This window comes from Pseudomonas sp. NPDC087185 (genome assembly GCF_044744955.1).
Classification (GTDB): Bacteria; Pseudomonadota; Gammaproteobacteria; order Pseudomonadales; family Pseudomonadaceae; genus Aquipseudomonas.
Window position 1 is genome coordinate 837,888 of record NZ_JBIUZK010000003.1, and the last position, 16,063, is coordinate 853,950.

The 16,063-nt window shown below is 64.0% G+C and carries 16 protein-coding genes and 1 pseudogene; 7 read left to right on the forward strand and 10 right to left on the reverse strand.

Annotated elements, in window-relative coordinates; translation table 11 throughout:
* The gene (locus ACIPIJ_RS14155) at positions 1 to 729 is read right to left on the reverse strand and encodes a class I SAM-dependent methyltransferase (RefSeq protein WP_401077435.1); all 729 of its coding nucleotides are present in this window, start codon (positions 727 to 729) and stop codon (positions 1 to 3) included.
* Positions 730 to 929: 200 nt separating this feature from the next.
* On the opposite strand from ACIPIJ_RS14155, the gene ACIPIJ_RS14160 reads away from it, so the two are divergent.
* The gene (locus tag ACIPIJ_RS14160) at positions 930 to 2,267 is read left to right on the forward strand and encodes an MFS transporter (RefSeq protein WP_401077437.1); all 1,338 of its coding nucleotides are present in this window, start codon (positions 930 to 932) and stop codon (positions 2,265 to 2,267) included.
* Positions 2,268 to 2,300: 33 nt separating this feature from the next.
* Here the strand turns inward: ACIPIJ_RS14160 and ACIPIJ_RS14165 are convergent, their stop codons facing one another.
* From ACIPIJ_RS14165 to ACIPIJ_RS14175, 3 genes are read right to left on the reverse strand one after another with little or no spacing between them, the layout of a single operon-like run.
* Positions 2,301 to 5,447: an efflux RND transporter permease subunit gene (locus ACIPIJ_RS14165; RefSeq protein ID WP_401077438.1), complete on the reverse strand. Its 3,147-nt coding sequence runs from the start codon at positions 5,445 to 5,447 to the stop codon at positions 2,301 to 2,303.
* A gap of 16 nt (positions 5,448 to 5,463) precedes the next feature.
* A complete protein-coding gene (locus ACIPIJ_RS14170) occupies positions 5,464 to 6,660 on the reverse strand; it encodes an efflux RND transporter periplasmic adaptor subunit (RefSeq protein ID WP_401077439.1) in 1,197 nt (398 codons plus the stop codon).
* Positions 6,653 to 7,888, reverse strand: coding sequence for a TolC family protein (locus ACIPIJ_RS14175; RefSeq protein WP_401077585.1), 1,236 nt, complete (start codon positions 7,886 to 7,888; stop codon positions 6,653 to 6,655). The genes ACIPIJ_RS14170 and ACIPIJ_RS14175 overlap by 8 nt, the downstream gene beginning before the upstream one ends.
* Positions 7,889 to 8,110: 222 nt before the next feature.
* Here ACIPIJ_RS14175 and aroQ point away from each other — a divergent pair, with 222 nt between their 5' ends.
* The gene (gene aroQ / locus ACIPIJ_RS14180; protein WP_401077441.1) at positions 8,111 to 8,560 is read left to right on the forward strand and encodes a type II 3-dehydroquinate dehydratase; all 450 of its coding nucleotides are present in this window, start codon (positions 8,111 to 8,113) and stop codon (positions 8,558 to 8,560) included.
* Positions 8,557 to 9,405 carry a shikimate dehydrogenase gene (locus tag ACIPIJ_RS14185; protein ID WP_401077443.1) on the forward strand — a complete coding sequence of 283 codons (849 nt, stop codon included), beginning with the start codon at positions 8,557 to 8,559 and terminating at the stop codon, positions 9,403 to 9,405. The genes aroQ and ACIPIJ_RS14185 overlap by 4 nt, the downstream gene beginning before the upstream one ends.
* A 112-nt stretch (positions 9,406 to 9,517) precedes the next feature.
* Here ACIPIJ_RS14185 and ACIPIJ_RS14190 read toward each other — a convergent pair whose 3' ends face one another.
* Both ACIPIJ_RS14190 and ACIPIJ_RS14195 read right to left on the reverse strand, forming a co-directional pair.
* Positions 9,518 to 10,054 (reverse strand): thioredoxin family protein, encoded by a 537-nt coding sequence (locus ACIPIJ_RS14190; RefSeq protein WP_401077444.1) that lies wholly within the window; start codon positions 10,052 to 10,054, stop codon positions 9,518 to 9,520.
* Positions 10,044 to 10,319 carry a DUF2790 domain-containing protein gene (locus tag ACIPIJ_RS14195; RefSeq protein WP_401077445.1) on the reverse strand — a complete coding sequence of 92 codons (276 nt, stop codon included), beginning with the start codon at positions 10,317 to 10,319 and terminating at the stop codon, positions 10,044 to 10,046. The genes ACIPIJ_RS14190 and ACIPIJ_RS14195 overlap by 11 nt, the downstream gene beginning before the upstream one ends.
* Positions 10,320 to 10,537: 218 nt before the next feature.
* Between ACIPIJ_RS14195 and ACIPIJ_RS14200 the strand changes: the two genes are divergently transcribed.
* From ACIPIJ_RS14200 to ACIPIJ_RS14215, 4 genes are all read left to right on the forward strand, one after another.
* A complete protein-coding gene (locus tag ACIPIJ_RS14200) occupies positions 10,538 to 11,278 on the forward strand; it encodes a response regulator (RefSeq protein ID WP_201207473.1) in 741 nt (246 codons plus the stop codon).
* Positions 11,275 to 12,561 carry a sensor histidine kinase gene (locus ACIPIJ_RS14205; protein WP_401077447.1) on the forward strand — a complete coding sequence of 429 codons (1,287 nt, stop codon included), beginning with the start codon at positions 11,275 to 11,277 and terminating at the stop codon, positions 12,559 to 12,561. The genes ACIPIJ_RS14200 and ACIPIJ_RS14205 overlap by 4 nt, the downstream gene beginning before the upstream one ends.
* A 167-nt stretch (positions 12,562 to 12,728) precedes the next feature.
* Positions 12,729 to 12,902, forward strand: coding sequence for a hypothetical protein (locus ACIPIJ_RS14210; RefSeq protein ID WP_401077592.1), 174 nt, complete (start codon positions 12,729 to 12,731; stop codon positions 12,900 to 12,902).
* Positions 12,899 to 13,393, forward strand: a complete 495-nt coding sequence (locus ACIPIJ_RS14215; protein WP_401077449.1) for a DoxX family protein — start codon at positions 12,899 to 12,901, stop codon at positions 13,391 to 13,393. The genes ACIPIJ_RS14210 and ACIPIJ_RS14215 overlap by 4 nt, the downstream gene beginning before the upstream one ends.
* Positions 13,394 to 13,446: 53 nt before the next feature.
* Here the strand turns inward: ACIPIJ_RS14215 and ACIPIJ_RS14220 are convergent, their stop codons facing one another.
* The 4 genes and pseudogenes from ACIPIJ_RS14220 to ACIPIJ_RS14235 form a co-directional block, all read right to left on the reverse strand.
* On the reverse strand, positions 13,447 to 14,145 hold the full coding sequence (locus ACIPIJ_RS14220) for a DUF2063 domain-containing protein (protein WP_401077450.1): 699 nt from the start codon (positions 14,143 to 14,145) through the stop codon (positions 13,447 to 13,449).
* Positions 14,126 to 14,962 carry a DUF692 domain-containing protein gene (locus ACIPIJ_RS14225; RefSeq protein WP_401077451.1) on the reverse strand — a complete coding sequence of 279 codons (837 nt, stop codon included), beginning with the start codon at positions 14,960 to 14,962 and terminating at the stop codon, positions 14,126 to 14,128. The genes ACIPIJ_RS14220 and ACIPIJ_RS14225 overlap by 20 nt, the downstream gene beginning before the upstream one ends.
* Before the next feature lie 92 nt (positions 14,963 to 15,054).
* Positions 15,055 to 15,324, reverse strand: a pseudogene (locus ACIPIJ_RS14230) (EF-hand domain-containing protein); the annotation flags it as partial.
* Positions 15,325 to 15,475: 151 nt separating this feature from the next.
* Complete coding sequence (locus ACIPIJ_RS14235) at positions 15,476 to 16,036, reverse strand: DUF4174 domain-containing protein (protein WP_401077453.1); 561 nt, start codon at positions 16,034 to 16,036, stop codon at positions 15,476 to 15,478.
* Positions 16,037 to 16,063 lie beyond the last annotated feature (27 nt).

Sequence of the window (16,063 nt, forward strand, 5' to 3'; positions counted from 1 at the left end):
TCAGCGCTGCGCGGAGACCAGCAGCATCATCGGCCGCTCCAGCTCTTCGGCCAGTGCCGGTAGCGCCGCAATCTGCTCGGCCGTGGGCGCGAACTCTTCGATCCGGTTGATCCGCAGGCCCGCCGCAATCAAGGTGTTCAGCGTAGTGGCCAGGGTGCGGTGGTGCTTGAGCACACCTTTGGCGAACCAGTCGGTGCGCCGTTCGCCTTCCACCGAGTACCCATTGACCGGCCAGGTCAGGCGGCCGTGCGCGTCCTTGAACCACTGCGGTTGCGCAGCAGCCATGTAGATGGGGTGCTCGAGGGTGAACACCAGGTGGCCGTCGGGTGCCAACGACTGGGCCAGGGTGGCGACAAGGCGGGTGAAATCTTCGACATAGTGGAAGGTCAATGCGCTGTAGGCCAGGTCGAAGGCCGCGGCTGGCAACTGCAGGCTGTCGAGGTCGGCGATGCGGTACTCGATGGCCGGGTCGGGGGTATCGCGGCGGGCGCGTTCGATCATGTTCTGCGACAGGTCCAGGCCCAGCACAGAAGCGGCGCCCTGCTCACGCATCCAGCGCGAAGCCCAGCCGAAACCACAGCCCAGGTCGACCACACGTTTGTCGCGCAGGTCGGGAAGCATGGCGCGGATCGTCGGCCACTCGGGTGCGCCCTCCAGGCCTAGCACCTGGCGGGGAAGTTGGCTATAGCCAGCGAAGAAGGCGGGGTTGTCGTAGATGTTCTGGGCCATGGGTGGGCTCCTGCGAAAGGCGGTAGCCGGACTTTAATTCATCCAGTGCCCGGGTATGGTCAAAAAAGATATCCCGGTGTCGCCCTCGACAAAGCGCCCGACCAACCGCGCCGGTCTACTGCCTGTAACAAAAAATGATGAAGCGGCCCCGACCGCATCACTTCCCTCCAGGCTGCCTTTGGAAACCGGAGCGTTCCCACATGTCCGCAACTCATGAGGTATCCCCCACCACGCTGCGCCGGGTCATCGCTGCCTCGGCCATCGGCAACTTCGTCGAATGGTTCGACTTTGCCGTCTACGGCTTTCTTGCCACCCTCATCGCCAGCCAGTTCTTCGCCGGCGGCGATGCCAGCGTGGCGTTGCTCAAGACGTTTGCTGTGTTTGCCGTCGCCTTCGCCTTGCGGCCGCTCGGCGGGATCGTGTTCGGGGCGTTGGGCGACCGGCTCGGGCGCAAGCGCATCCTGTCGCTGACCATCCTGCTGATGGCCGGCTCCACCACGTTGATCGGCCTGCTGCCGACCTACGCCAGCATCGGCCTCGCCGCCCCGGCTTTGCTGACGCTGGCGCGCTGCCTGCAGGGCTTCTCGGCCGGTGGTGAGTACGCCGGCGCCTGCGCGTACCTGATGGAACATGCGCCACAGAACAAGCGCGCTTTCTACGGCAGCTTCGTACCGGTTTCGACCTTCTCTGCATTCGCCTGCGCGGCAGTGATCGCCTACGGCCTGGAAGCCAGCCTGTCGGCCGAAGCGATGGCGGCCTGGGGCTGGCGCATACCGTTCCTGATCGCGGCGCCGCTAGGGCTGGTAGGGCTTTACCTGCGCTGGCGCATGGAAGAAACGCCAGCGTTTCGCGAGGCCATCGCCCAGGGCAAGGTGCATGAGCATTCGCCGCTCAAGGACACCCTGCGCAACCATGGCCGGGCCATTCGCAACCTGGGGGCGTTCATTTCGCTCACGGCGCTGTCGTTCTACATGTTCACCACCTACTTCGCCACCTACCTGCAACTGGTCGGTAACCTGACCCGCGCCCAATCGTTGCTGGTGACCACCGTCGCGCTGCTGTTCGCGGCCATCGGCTGCCCACTGGCCGGGGCGTTTTCGGACCGTGTCGGGCGGCGCAAAACGATTGGTTTTACCTGCCTGTGGGTGATGGTCTGCGTGTTCCCTGCCTATTGGCTGGCCAGTTCGGGGTCGATGTCGGGCGCGCTGCTGGGGGTGATCCTGTTGGCGGTGGGGGCGTTGTGCAGTGGCGTGGTGACGGCAGCGTTGCTATCGGAAAGCTTCCCGACCCGCACTCGCTATACCGCGTCGGCGATTACCTACAACGTGGCCTACACCCTGTTTGGCGGTACCGCACCGCTGGTGGCGACCTGGCTGATCGGGCAGACCGGCAGCAGCCTGGCACCGGCGTTCTACCTGGTGGTGATTGCGTTGGTGGCGCTGGTTGGGGGGTTGGCGCTGCCGGAGACTTCGCGGATTTCGTTGCATGAAGAGCCGCCGGTGGACGGTGATCAGCCAGCAACCCGCAGCGTGGTTTAGCCATTGGGGGCTGCGTTGCAGCCCCCAATAATTTCAGCCCTCCTCTGCCTCTTCCCGCCGATATGCCCACTGGTACAACGCCGGCAATACCAGCAAGGTCAGCGCCGTGGACGACAGGATCCCGCCAATCACCACCGTCGCCAGCGGCCGCTGCACCTCGGCCCCGGTGCCGGTGGCCAGCGCCATCGGGATGAACCCGAGCGATGCCACCAGCGCCGTCATCAGCACCGGCCGCAAGCGGGTCAGCGCCCCCTCCTCGACCGCCACACGCAAGCTGCGCCCTTCCTCGCGCAGGCTACGGATGAAGGCGATCATTACCAAGCCATTGAGCACCGCCACGCCGGACAAGGCGATAAAGCCGACGCCAGCCGAAATCGACAAGGGAATATCCCGCAGCCACAACGCCAGCACGCCCCCGGTCAAGGCAAAGGGAATCCCGGTGAACACCAGCAGGCCGTCCCTGAGGTTGTTGAACATCATCAGCAGCAAGCCCATGACCAGCAGCAACGCCACTGGCACCACCACCTGCAGGCGCTCGGCGGCCGACTGCAACTGTTCGAACTGGCCACCCCAGCGGGTCCAGTACCCTGGTGGAATCGGCACTTGCTGCAGCAACGTCTGCTCGGCCTCCTCTACGAACGAGCCAAGGTCACGCCCACGCACGTTGGCGCTGACCACCACCACACGCTTGCCATCCTCGCGGCTGACCTGGTTCGGGCCCAGTTGCAGGTTCAGTGCCGCGACCTGCGACAGCGGGATGAAACCGATCTGCGCAGCGCCACTCGCCACATTGGCGGGTACCGGAATCAGCAGGCTGGACAAGCCTTCAACGTCGGTGCGCAGCGTCTCGGCAAGGCGCACCACCATGTCGAACCGGCGATCACCTTCGTACAGCGTGCCCGCCGTGCGCCCGCCTACGGCAATGGCGATGGCATCCTGCACATCACCCACGTTCAGGCCATGGCGGGCGGCCTTGTCGCGGTCGATATCGATGGTCAGTACCGGCAGGCCGGTGGTCTGCTCGACCTTCACTTCCGAGGCGCCTGGCACTTGCTGCAGGCTGCCGGCGATTTGCGCAGCGGTGCGGTTGAGCACGTCCATGTCGTCACCGAACACCTTCACCGCCACGTCACTGCGCACCCCGGAAATCAGCTCGTTGAAGCGCAACTGGATCGGTTGCGACATCTCGTAGTTGCTGCCCGGCACGCTGGCGGCTGCGCGCTGCACCTCGGCGATCAGTGCCTCGCGCGGCTTGCTTGGGTCGGCCCATTGCTCGCGCGGGTGCAGCATCACGTAGGCGTCGGAGATGTTCGGCGGCATCGGGTCGGAGGCGATCTCTGCGGTGCCGGTACGGGCGAACACCCGTTGCACTTCCGGCACCTGGCTGATGATCGCCTGTTCCAGGCGCTGCTGCATGTTCACCGACTGCGACAGGCTGGTGCCCGGCACACGCAATGCCTGCAGGGCAAAGTCGCCCTCACTGAGGCTGGGAATGAACTCGCTGCCCATGCGGCTGGCCATGCCGGCGGACAGCAGCACCAGCAACGCGGCGCCGGCAAACGCCAGCTTGCGCCGGGCCAAAACCCAGGCCAGCACGGGCGCGTAGCGTTTGCGCGCGCTGCGCATGACCACGCCCTCTTCTTCCTGGACCTTGCCGGTGACGAACAACGCGATGGCCGCCGGCACGAAGGTCACCGATAGGATCATGGCGCCCAGCAGGGCCATCACCACGGTAAAGGCCATGGGGTGGAACATCTTGCCCTCGACCCCGGTCAGGGCAAAGATCGGCAGGTACACCACCATGATGATCAACTGCCCGTAGATCAGCGGCCGGCGCGCTTCACGCGCGGCGGCGAACACCTCGTGGAAGCGCTCGGCGCGGGTCAGCATGCGGCCATGGCGCTGCTGAGCGTGGGCCAGGCGGCGGATAGCGTTTTCGACGATCACCACCGCACCATCGACGATGATGCCGAAGTCCAGGGCGCCGAGGCTCATGAGGTTGGCGCTGACCTTGTTGCTGAACATGCCGGTGAAGGTGAACAGCATCGACAGCGGGATCACCATGGCGGTGATCAGCGCGGCGCGGATATTGCCCAGGAACAGGAACAGCACGGCGATCACCAGGATCGCGCCCTCGATGAGGTTCTTCTTGACCGTGGCGATGGCTTTCTCGACCAGGTTGGTGCGGTCGTACACCGTGACCGCGACAACACCCTTGGGCAGGTTGCGGTTGATCTCGACCAGCTTGGCCGCGACTGCCTGGGAGACCGTGCGGCTGTTTTCGCCAATCAGCATGAACACCGTGCCCAGCACTACTTCACGGCCGTTTTCGGTGGCCGCGCCGGAGCGCAGCTCCTGGCCAAGGCCGACCTGCGCGACATGGCTGACCCGGATCGGCGTGCCATCGGCGCTGGAGATGACGATATTGGCAATGTCCTCGGCCGACGCCAATTGCCCCGGTGCGCGGATCAGCAACTGTTCGCCGTTGCGCTCGATATAGCCTGCACCGACGTTGGCATTGTTGCGTTCCAGGGCGGCGATCAGGTCGTTGAGGGTGAGTTTATAGGCCGCCAGGCGCTTGGGCTCCGGGGCGATCAGGTACTGCTTGGCGTGGCCGCCGATGCTGTTGACTTCGGCCACCCCCGGCACGTTGCGCAGCTGCGGCTTGATGATCCAGTCCTGGATCACCCGCAGGTCGGTGGCCGTGTACGGTGTACCGTCATCCTTGAGCGCACCCTCCTCGGCTTCGACCGTCCACAGGAAGATCTCGCCCAAGCCCGTGGAAATCGGCCCCATGCCGGCCTCGATACCGGCAGGCAATTGTGCACGGGCAACCTGCAGGCGTTCGTTGACCAACTGCCGGGCAAAGAACAGGTCGGTGCCATCGTCGAAGATGACCGTCACCTGGGACAGCCCGGCGCGCGACAGCGAACGGGTCTGCTTGAGCCCCGGCAGGCCTGCCATGGCCGTCTCGATGGCGAAGGTGATGCGCTGTTCGGTTTCCAGCGGCGAGTAACCGGGGGCTGCAGTGTTGATCTGCACCTGGACGTTGGTGATGTCAGGTACCGCGTCAATCGGCAGTTTCTGGTAGCTGTGGACGCCCACGGCGGCCATCAGCACCACGGCGAGCATCACCACCAGGCGCTGCTCGATGGCGAATTGGATCAGGCGTTCAAACATGCAAGCGTCCCCGTGATCAATGACTGTGCGCCGCGGAGCCCTTGCCGAGCTCCGACTTGAGGACGAAGCTGCCGGCGGCAGCCACCTGGGTACCGGCCGTCAGGCCTTCGGTAATTTCCACCTGGCCAGCGTCGCGCCGGCCAGCCGTCACCGGGCGCGCTTCGAAGCCCTCTTCGGTGCGGGCGAACACCACGGTCTGCTCCTCCCAGGTCTGAAGTGCGCTCTCGGGCACCACCACAGCGGCGTTGAAGCGCTCTACGCTGACCGAGATGTTGACGAACAGCCCGGGGCGCCAGGCGCCGTTGGGGTTGGCCAGGGTGGCACGGACGGTGGCGGCGCGGTTCTGTTCGCCGAGCAGGCTGCCGACGTAGTTGACCTTGCCTTCCACCTCGGCACCCAGGTCCGGTGCGCTAACGGTGACGCGGCGCCCGCTGGTGACTTTGCTCAGGTCGCGCGGGGCCACCGCGAAAGTGGCCCAGACCCGGCTCAAGTCAGAGAGGGTGAACGCGTTGCTGGTCTCATCGACCACCTCGCCCACAGTCAGGTGTTTTTCAACCACCACCGCATCGAACGGCGCACGCAGCTCGTAACGGTTGCCCGCGCCAGCTGGGCCGACTGCGGCGACCTTCTGCCGGGCATTGGCCCAGGCGATCTCGGCCTCCTGCAGGGCCTGACGGGCCTGTTGATAATCCTGCTCGGCGCTGATGCGTTCCTGCCACAGCTGCTGCTCGCGCTGGAAGGTCAGCCGCGCCAGTTCGAGGCGTCGCAAAGCCGCCTGCTGCTCGCTGCGCAGGTCGGAGATCTGCTGGCTGGCGATCACGGCCAGGACCTGGCCGCGCTTGACTGCCTGGCCGAGGTCGGCGTGCACCGACTCGACCACGCCGGGTACACGGGGCACCACATGCGCGGTACGGTCCTCGTCGAAACGGATCTCACCCGGGAAGCTGATGGCGGTGCCCAACTCGCGCGGTGCGGCAGCCGCCAGCTGGATGCCGGCTGCCTCGATCTGGGCGCCGGTCAAGTGCAACTGGCCTTCGGCTTCCTGATGCGCCTCGCCGGTTTCATCGCCATGGCCGTGGCTGTCCTCGCCATGGTCGTCGTGGTGGGTTTCACCACTGCTGGCCTGGCCGAGGTTGCCGGTCCAGGCCAGGCCGCCAAGGCCGAGTACGCCAATGGCAGCGGCCACGAGGGCAAGCTTGCGTGGGTTATTCATGGGTGCTCCTGCTGCTCGATGTGTTGTTCATACCCTCAAGGTCGCCGTAGATCCGCTCGACTTGCGCACGCGCATCGGTTGCCGCGGCCAGCGCGTCGAGGTACAGGCCACGTGCGTCGATCAGCGTACGCTGGGCGTCGAGCACATCGAGGAAGGCAAACTTGCCCATCTCGAAACCGCGGGTGGCGGTATCCACGGCCTGCTGCGCCGAGGGCAAGATGGTTCGGTCATAGGCGTCCACCTCCTGCATCGCCGTACGCCATTGGCTGACAGCGCTGCGGGTGTCACTGCGCAAGCGCAGCTCGGCGGCATTGCGCAGGTCACGTGCCTGGTCTGCACGCCGCGCGGCGGCCAGGACGTTGCCCTGGTTACGATCGAACAGCGGCAAGGGCATCGACAAACCCACCACGTTCACCCGCTCGCGGTCCTCGCGGCTGTACTGGCTGCCGACACTCACCGTCAGGTCGGGAATGCGCTGGGCTTTTTCAGACCCCAGGGCGGCCTCGCCGCGCTCGATCTGCGCGGCGGCCAGGCGCCAATCGGCGGTGTGCTCGACCTTGTCGAGCAGCGCTTGGGCAGCCGGGGCCGCGCCGGGTGACAGATCGTCAGCCGGCAACCGCTCGAACGTCGCTACCGGGCTGCCGGTAAGCCTCGCCAATGCCTGGTAGGCCACTGCCTGTTGGGTTTCGGCGCGGCGCACCTCGGCGTGTGCCTGGGCCAGTTGCACCTGGGCGCGGGTGGCTTCCACCGGCGACGACTTACCTGCGCTGACGCGCCCCTGCACCACGCGCAAGCCACGCTCGGTCAGCGCTTGCGACTGCTGCGCCAGCTCCACCGCGGTCTGCGCGCGCAGGGCGGCGTGGAATGCCTGAACCACATCGGCGCGCAGGCCATTGCGCTGGCGCTCCAGTTCGAGCAGGGCGATGGCCTGGCCGCTACCCGCGACGGCGATGCGCGCACCCCGCTTGCCACCCAGCTCCAGCGGCTGGCTGAGGGTAACGGTAGTGGTACGGGTATCGCGGCGGGTGTCTTCGACTTCCCAGGACAGCGCTGGGTTGGGCATCAGCCCGGCCTGGCGGCGCTCGCCCTCGGCGATGCCAATTTCGCGGCCTGCGGCTGCCAGTTCTGGGTTGTTGGCAAACGCGGTGGCGAGCGCCTCGGGCAGGCTTGGGCCCTGCCCGGCCTGGGCGCTGGCGCTGGCACTGGCCGCCAGCAGCAGGCTGAGCATGAAGAACTTTCGGGGGATGGGCACTTCGCAGGTCCTCGTCGGCGAGCGTTGGCGAGGGACTGTAGGGAGCGCTGGTTATCGACGCGGTGGCGGGGAAATTACAATTTTGTAATCGAGTTCGATAATCGCCCACTTTCCCCCCTGCGACAGCAAACCCAATTGACGAAACTAACCAGGTGGTACAAACATAATCGCACTTAAAAACAACAAAGCGATCCCACCATGAAGCCCCTTATCCTCGTGCTCAACGGCCCTAACCTGAACATGCTGGGCACCCGCGAGCCCGCCCAGTACGGCCGCGAAACCTTGGCTGACCTGGCCCAGAGCTGCGCTGATACCGCGCACGCTCACGGCCTTGAAATCGAATTCCGCCAAACCAATCATGAAGGCGAACTGATCGACTGGATCCACGCTGCCCGTGGCCGTTGCACCGGTATCGTCATCAACCCGGGTGCCTGGACCCACACCTCGGTCGCCATCCGCGACGCCCTGGTCGCCAGCGAACTGCCGGTGATCGAAGTGCACCTGTCCAACGTGCACAAGCGTGAGCCGTTCCGCCATTTGTCGTTCGTCTCGTCGATCGCCGTGGGTGTGATCTGCGGCCTGGGCAGCCAGGGTTACCGCATGGCCCTGAGCCACTTCGCCGAACTGTTCCGGGAGCAGGCCGCATGACTCAGCCAGCCATCCTTGCCGGCCTGATCGGCCGTGGCATTCAGCTCTCGCGCACCCCTGCCCTGCACGAACATGAAGGCGATGCCCAGGCGCTACGCTACCTCTATCGCCTGATCGATGCTGACCAGCTGCAGTTGGACGACAGCGCCCTGCCGCAACTGCTCGATGCCGCCCAGCACACCGGTTTTACCGGGCTGAACATCACCTACCCGTTCAAGCAGGCGATCCTGCCGCTGCTCGATGAACTGTCCGAAGAGGCCAGTGGTATCGGCGCGGTGAACACGGTCGTGCTCAAGGACGGCAAGCGCGTGGGCCATAACACCGACTGCCTCGGTTTTGCCGAAGGCTTGCGCCGTGGCCTGCCCGATGTGGCACGGCGCCAGGTGGTGCAGATGGGCGCGGGCGGCGCGGGCTCGGCGGTGGCCCATGCGCTGTTGGGCGAAGGGGTCGAGCGCCTGGTGTTGTTCGAAGTAGATGCGGCGCGTGCCCAGGCGCTGGTCGACAACCTCAATGGCCATTTCGGCGCGGGGCGCGCGGTGGTAGGCACGGACTTGGCGGGCGAGCTTGCCGAGGCGGACGGGCTGGTGAATACCACGCCGGTCGGCATGGCCAAATTGCCGGGCACACCGTTGCCGGTAGAACTGCTGCATGCGCGGTTGTGGGTGGCAGAGATCATCTATTTCCCGCTGGAAACCGAGCTGCTGCGCGCGGCGCGGGCCTTGGGCTGCCGGACGCTGGATGGCAGCAACATGGCGGTGTTCCAGGCGGTGAAGGCGTTCGAACTGTTCAGTGGGCGTGAAGCGGATGCAGGGCGGATGCAGGCGCATTTTGCCAGCTTCAGCTGAGCTGGCACCGGCCCTTTCGCCAGTGAACCCGCTCCGACAGGTACTGCACTGACTCGGTATTCAGCGCAGTATCTGTCGGAGCGGTTTACCCGCAATCAGGGCGACACTCACTTCAGCCTTTCTCATCCAGCAACGCCTTTATTACTTGCTCCTGCCCGGCATAATCGCCTTCACCAAAGTGCACATGCCGCACCTGCCCCTGGCGGTCGACGAAGTAGTGCGCCGGCCAGAACTGATTGCCCCAGGCATTCCACACCTGGTAACCGTTATCCACCGCCACCGGATAACCGATGCCCAGGCTCGCCACCTTGCTTTTCAGCTGACCGACATCGTGCTCGTAGTCGTACTCCGGCGTATGCACCCCGACCACCACCAACCCCTGGTCGGCATAGCGCCGGGCCCAGTCATTCACATGCGGCAGGCTGCGCTGGCAGTTGATGCAGTCCCAGGTCCAGAAATCCACCAGCACCACCTTGCCCTTGAGCGCCGGGGCGTCCAGCGGTGGCGAGTTGAGCCATTCGCTGGCCCCTGACAGCGAAGGCATGGCGCCATAGCTGTCGCGGGCCATCAGGTGGCCCGCAAGGCCCAGGCCGACCAGCGCCAGGGCCACGCCACCCACTTTCAGCAGCAAGCGACGATCAGTTGTCATGGCAACCGCCCGTGGCGTAGGTGCGGTATTCGACGCTTTCGTGCTGGCCCTTGGAATTGAGGTAATCCATGCGGGTGTTGACCAGGCCACAGCCATTGCTCTGGTCATCCTTCACCGACAAGACTTTCTTCACATCCAGATGATCGCCGTAGCGGTACTGCATGACGCTGGCATCGTTCATGGGCATTGTGGACGCCTGGGCGGCCAGGGTACCAAGGCTGAACACGGCGAACAGGCTGGCAGTGGCGAGGGTTTTCACGTTCATGGTAAGGCTCCTGTGCATCTTCGAAGGGTGGGGAGTGTCGCTCCCCGGTCGAGAGCCATTTCGCGCCCGCCAGGTATCCGCCATGTGTCGCCTGAACCTGTGATGTGCGTCCTGCTGTATCTGTGCCGCCGCCAGATACACTGCAATACAAACCCCTGCAGGCAAGCCCCGACCTGCTCGATACACTGCGCCCACTCCCCTTGCACAGGACCCCTGCCATGGAGCATGTCGATCACATCCTGATCGTCGACGACGACCGCGAGATCCGCGAACTGGTCGGCAACTACCTGAAAAAGAACGGCCTGCGCACCAGCATCGTCGCCGATGGCCGGCAGATGCGTGCGTTTCTCGAAGCCAACAGCGTCGACCTGATCGTCCTCGACATCATGATGCCGGGCGATGACGGCCTGCTGCTATGCCGCGAACTGCGCGCCGGCAAGCACCGTAATACCCCCGTGTTGATGCTGACCGCGCGCAACGACGAAACCGACCGCATCATCGGCCTGGAGATGGGCGCCGACGACTACCTGACCAAGCCGTTCTCCGCCCGCGAGCTGCTGGCCCGCATCAATGCCGTGCTGCGCCGCACGCGCATGCTGCCGCCCAACCTGACCATCAGCGAAAGCAGCCGCCTGCTTGCCTTCGGTCAATGGCGCCTGGATACCACGGCGCGCCACCTGCTCGACAGCGAAGGCACCCTGGTGGCCCTCAGCGGCGCCGAGTACCGCTTGCTTCGGGTGTTCCTCGACCACCCGCAACGGGTGCTCAGCCGCGAACAGTTGCTCAACCTGACCCAGGGCCGCGAAGCCGACATTTTTGACCGCTCCATCGACCTGCTGGTCAGCCGCCTGCGCCAGCGCCTGGGTGACGACGCCCGCGAACCCAGCTGCATCAAGACCGTGCGCAGCGAAGGCTATGTGTTCTCGCTGCCGGTGCAACTGCTCGAGTCGCCGTCATGAAGTGGCCACGCACGCTGGCCTCGCGCCTGGCGCTGATCTTTTTCACCGGGCTGGTGCTGGCCTACGGGCTGTCATTCAGCCTGCAGGCGTACGAGCGCTACATCAGCAGCCGCTCGATGATGCTCAGCAACCTGGAACAGGACGTCGCCACCTCAGTGGCTATCCTCGACCGCCTGCCCGCCGTCGAACGCGCAGCCTGGTTGCCACGCCTGGAGCGGCGCACCTACCGCTACCGGCTGGATGAGGGCCTGGCGGGTGAGGCCATGCCGAGCGAAGATCCCCCCATGGCCGCCGAATCGATCGTCAAGGCAATCGGTAACCACTACCGCCTGACCTTCCAGGATATTCCCGGGCCGAATGCGCATTTCCAGACGCATCTGCGCCTGGCAGACGGCGCACCGCTGACTATCGACGTTACGCCGGCGCCCGTGCCGGTGGCCAAATGGCTGCCGGGTGTGCTGCTGATCCAGCTGGCCGTGCTGCTGTTCTGTACCTGGCTGGCCGTGCGCCTGGCGATCGGCCCGCTGACCCGCCTGATCAAGGCACTGGACGACCTCGACCCAGACAAGCCTGGCATGCTGTTGGAGGAAAGTGGCCCGCGTGAGGTGCAATACGCCGCCACTGCTTTCAACGCTTTGCAGGCACGTATCGCCGCCTACCTGAAAGAACGCATGCAGTTGCTGGCGGCGATTTCCCACGACCTGCAAACGCCGATAACGCGCATGAAACTGCGGGTAGAAGTCATGGATGAGGGTGTCGAGAAAGACAAGTTGTGCCATGACCTGGATGCCATGGAGCACCTCGTCCGTGAAGGCGTGGCCTACGCCCGTAGCATGGACATCAACACCGAGCCTGCGTGCCGGATCAACCTCGATGCATTCCTCGACAGTGTCGTGTTCGACTACCAGGACAGTGGCGCCCAGGTGGAGCGCCAGGGCCGTACCGACAGCTTGCTGGAAACACGCCCGCATGCATTGCGCAGGGTGCTGGTCAACTTGCTGGACAATGCCCTGAAGTTCGCGGGCAAAGCACAACTCGAGGTCAGCCGTGAACAGGGCTTGACCGTGATCCGTATCCTCGACGACGGCCCTGGGATACCCGAAGGAGAGCTCAATGAAGTGCTCAAGCCCTTTTATCGCGTGGAAAGCTCGCGCAACCGCAGCACCGGCGGCACCGGCCTGGGGCTGGCCATTGCCCAGCAACTCACCCAGGCCATGGGGGGGCGCTTGACCCTGAGCAATCGTCGCGGCGGCGGGCTGTGCGCACAGATCGAGCTGAAGTGAAATGCAGCTGACGTGATCGCGGCAGGGTGTCCGACCTGCCACGAGAAGGCTGAGCTACATAAGCGATGACTACAATCCGACACATAAAGCAGCATGTGCTGACACACTGCAGATAACCTATCCCCACACACTCCCGGTCTCACAACGACAGCCCGGGAGACTCTCCGATGAAACCCTTCCCCTTGCCCTCAGGCTGGAAGCTATTCGCCGCCCTCGCCGGCCTGCCCCTGCTCATGACCGTCGTGATACTGGCCGCCTACCCGATCGGCGCGGACGGGCTACGCAGCGCCATCCGCGCCACCGCGCCTGCGCCATTTCCTGAAGAAGAGAGAGAAGCATGATAACCCTGACCCGCACACTCAGCCACGTCGACCGATTAGGCAACTGGAGCGCCGACTTGCCTTTACGGCTGTTCCTGGCCTGGGAGTTCTTTGAGTCCGGCCGAGAGAAGCTCAATGGCAGCAACTGGTTCGGCGACCTGCAGGGGAGCTTCCCGTTCCCATTCAACGTGCTACCACCAGAGCTGAACTGGCAACTTTCGATGTGGGCCGAGTTGCTTCTGCCGTTGCTGCTGGTGCTGGGGCTTGGCACCCGGTTGGCTTCGGCAGGGTTGATGGTGATCACCGTGGTGGCAATTGCTGCAGTGCATTGGCCGATGCAATGGTCTAGCCTGGCAGAGCTGGCGCAGGGATACACCATCACTGACCGGGGCTTTGGTAACTTCAAGTTGCCGCTGATCTACCTGGTGGCATTGCTGCCACTACTGCTCAAAGGCGCCGGCCGCCTGAGCCTTGACCACTGGATCAGAGAGCGCCTCACTACACGCACCTGATCGCCATCAAGCGAGAGGGCTCGATACCCGCAGGCACGAGCCCGTTTTTCATCTCACCGTGTACCGATGACAATGCCTTGCGCGCGTAGGCTCTCCAGCATCGCCAAACCCTCCGTCTGGTCCCCCCCTGATCGTCGCAGGCGCTCGCGCCCACTGCCGCTCACCTCTGCCAGCAAGCGATACGCCATGGGTGCAAGCCGCGCGAAACGCACTTGCAGATCGGCATCGCGATACACCAACAACAAGGTGGGTTGTTCGGGCGGCTGCTCTGGTTGGTAGTCGGGGCCAATGCGCTCCACCGGCCAGCGGTATGCCAGCACCCTCGCCGTACACGACAACAGCGGCTCGCCCTGTAGCAAATCGCCCTGAGGGTCGTGCGGCGGGTCCTCGGCATCGCTCAGATACAGCCGCGCCTCGACCCACTCGTAGTGGGCAAGCTCCAGCTGCCAGGGTGCATCCACTTCAATGCCCTGAAGGTAGTCGATGAATGCTTCGGCGATCTCGGTGAACAACGGCGTCTGGCTACGGTAATTGGCGTAGAAATCACGAACGCGTGCATGCCAGCGCTGCTCACCCAGGGTTTGGCTCAGTACTGGAAAACTGCTGGCCAGCAAGCTTTCAATGGCGCCGTAGAACAACTCGCGGTAGACCTTCAGGCGGCGCTCCTCGATGCCCGGTGGAGGGGCATGCCGTACCGGATCACGCAGGTGCCGGGCCAGCATGAACTGCTGCTCACGCAACGTCTCGTACATGCGACACCTCCCGTTGCACGGCGCGAATGCGTGCGGTTTCTTCGATCAGCTCGGCCAACGGCGGGTAGTTGAAGTCACGTTCGAGCACTGTCGGCTGAGCGCCAAAGCGCCTGCAAGCCTTGCTAAACAAGGCCCACACATCCTCTTTCACCGAGGCACCATGGGTATCGATCTTGAGGTCGGGTGCCTCGTCGTAGTGCCCGGCAACATGCATGCCGACTACCCGCGCCACGGGCAACCCCTGAAGGAACGCTTGTGCGTCGTAGCCGTGATTACAGGCATTGACGTACACATTGTTGACGTCCAGTAACAGATCGCAGTCGGCCTCGTCGAGCACCGCGCGGATGAAGTCGAGCTCGCTCAACACTTGGTAGGGTGCCGCGTAGTAGCTGATGTTCTCCACTGCAATACGTCGCTGCAAATGGTCCTGGGCCTGCCGGATCCTGGCCGCCACCTGATGCACGGCTTCTTCTGTAAAGGGGATTGGCATCAAGTCGTACAGATGACCGTCATCGGAGCAGTAGCTCAGGTGTTCGCTGTACAGCCGTACCTGGTGTTGATCGAGGAACTGCCGGGTCTGGTCGAGAAAAGCAAGATCCAGCGGCAAGCTACCGCCCAGGGACAAGGACAGGCCATGACAGGCGAGCGCAAATCGCTCGGTCAGTTGCGCCAGGGATTTTCCATAACGACCACCGACTCCAATCCAGTTTTCCGGTGCGCATTCGAGAAAATCCACAGCGCCCTCTTCGAGTTTCAGCAATTGGGGCATCAGGCCGCGGCGCAGGCCGAGGCCCGTGAACAAGGGTGAGGTGTTCATTGGGTAGGTCTCCACAGCACGCAAAACGCCCCTCCTGAACAGCAGAAGGGGCATTACGTCACAAGTCAGGATTCGGCTCAGGCCTTGGGTTTTTCACCACATTTGCCTTCACCACATTTGCCTTCCCCTTTCTTGCCCTTTTCATCGGCGCCGCATTTGCCTTCACCGCACTTGCCTTCCCCTTTTTTGGCCTTCCCATCAGCCCCACACTTGCCTTCGCCACATTTGCCCTCGCCCTGCGCCTTGGCGTCGGCAAGTTGGTAGCCCTGCGGCAGAGGTTCGACAGCAAAGGCGTTGCTGAATGCCACGCTGCCGATCAGTGCGGCGCCGAGCAGGCCGAGTTTTTTACGTGCATGAGTCATGGTGTAGCTCCACTGCGGTTGAAAGTGGAGCCATTAAGCACTGGGCAAGCAAGATGGAAGTATCACCACAGCCCACAAAGCGTGTAGGAAGCAACCTGAAAGGTCACCGGATCGATCACCCACTCCTCCGACGAAAAGCAGGTGAGCGCTGCTAGTCTTCCAACGGTTTGGGAGGCGCCGCCGGCTTGGCGGGTTTGACAGGCTTGGCGGGCTTGTTGTCCTTGCTCTTGGGTTCCGGCACTGCCGCAACTGGCTCGGGTGCAGCCACTGCCTGCTCGCTCGCCGGCAGTGCGTCAACCGCTTTGATGATGGCCTGCGGGTCGATCTTTTCACCCGTGTCGTCATCCTTGAGCATATGCCGCTCGCCGTCCTTGCCTACCAGGATCACCTTGGTGCCCTTGCTTGCGCCGAGCTTGAGCTCACGGATCAGGGCCATGGTGGTCTGCTGCTCGAGGTTCTTGTCCTCGCGCTTGCCCATCATGTTGGCGACGCTGTAGACCACCACGCCGCGTTCCTTGAAAGCTGCCTGGGTGGCAGGATCCTTCAGCGCCTCGTTCAGCCCTCGCAGGGTCGGGTCGGCTGAACTCGGGGCGATGATCACCAAAGGCCTGGCCTTGCCCACTTCCTTTGCCAACGGTGCGTCGCTGTCGGCGGCGAACAAAGGGCTGGTGACGGCGAGCAAGGTGGCGAGGGTCAGTGACCGAACGAGCATACGCATCTCCTTAATATCTCGATAAAA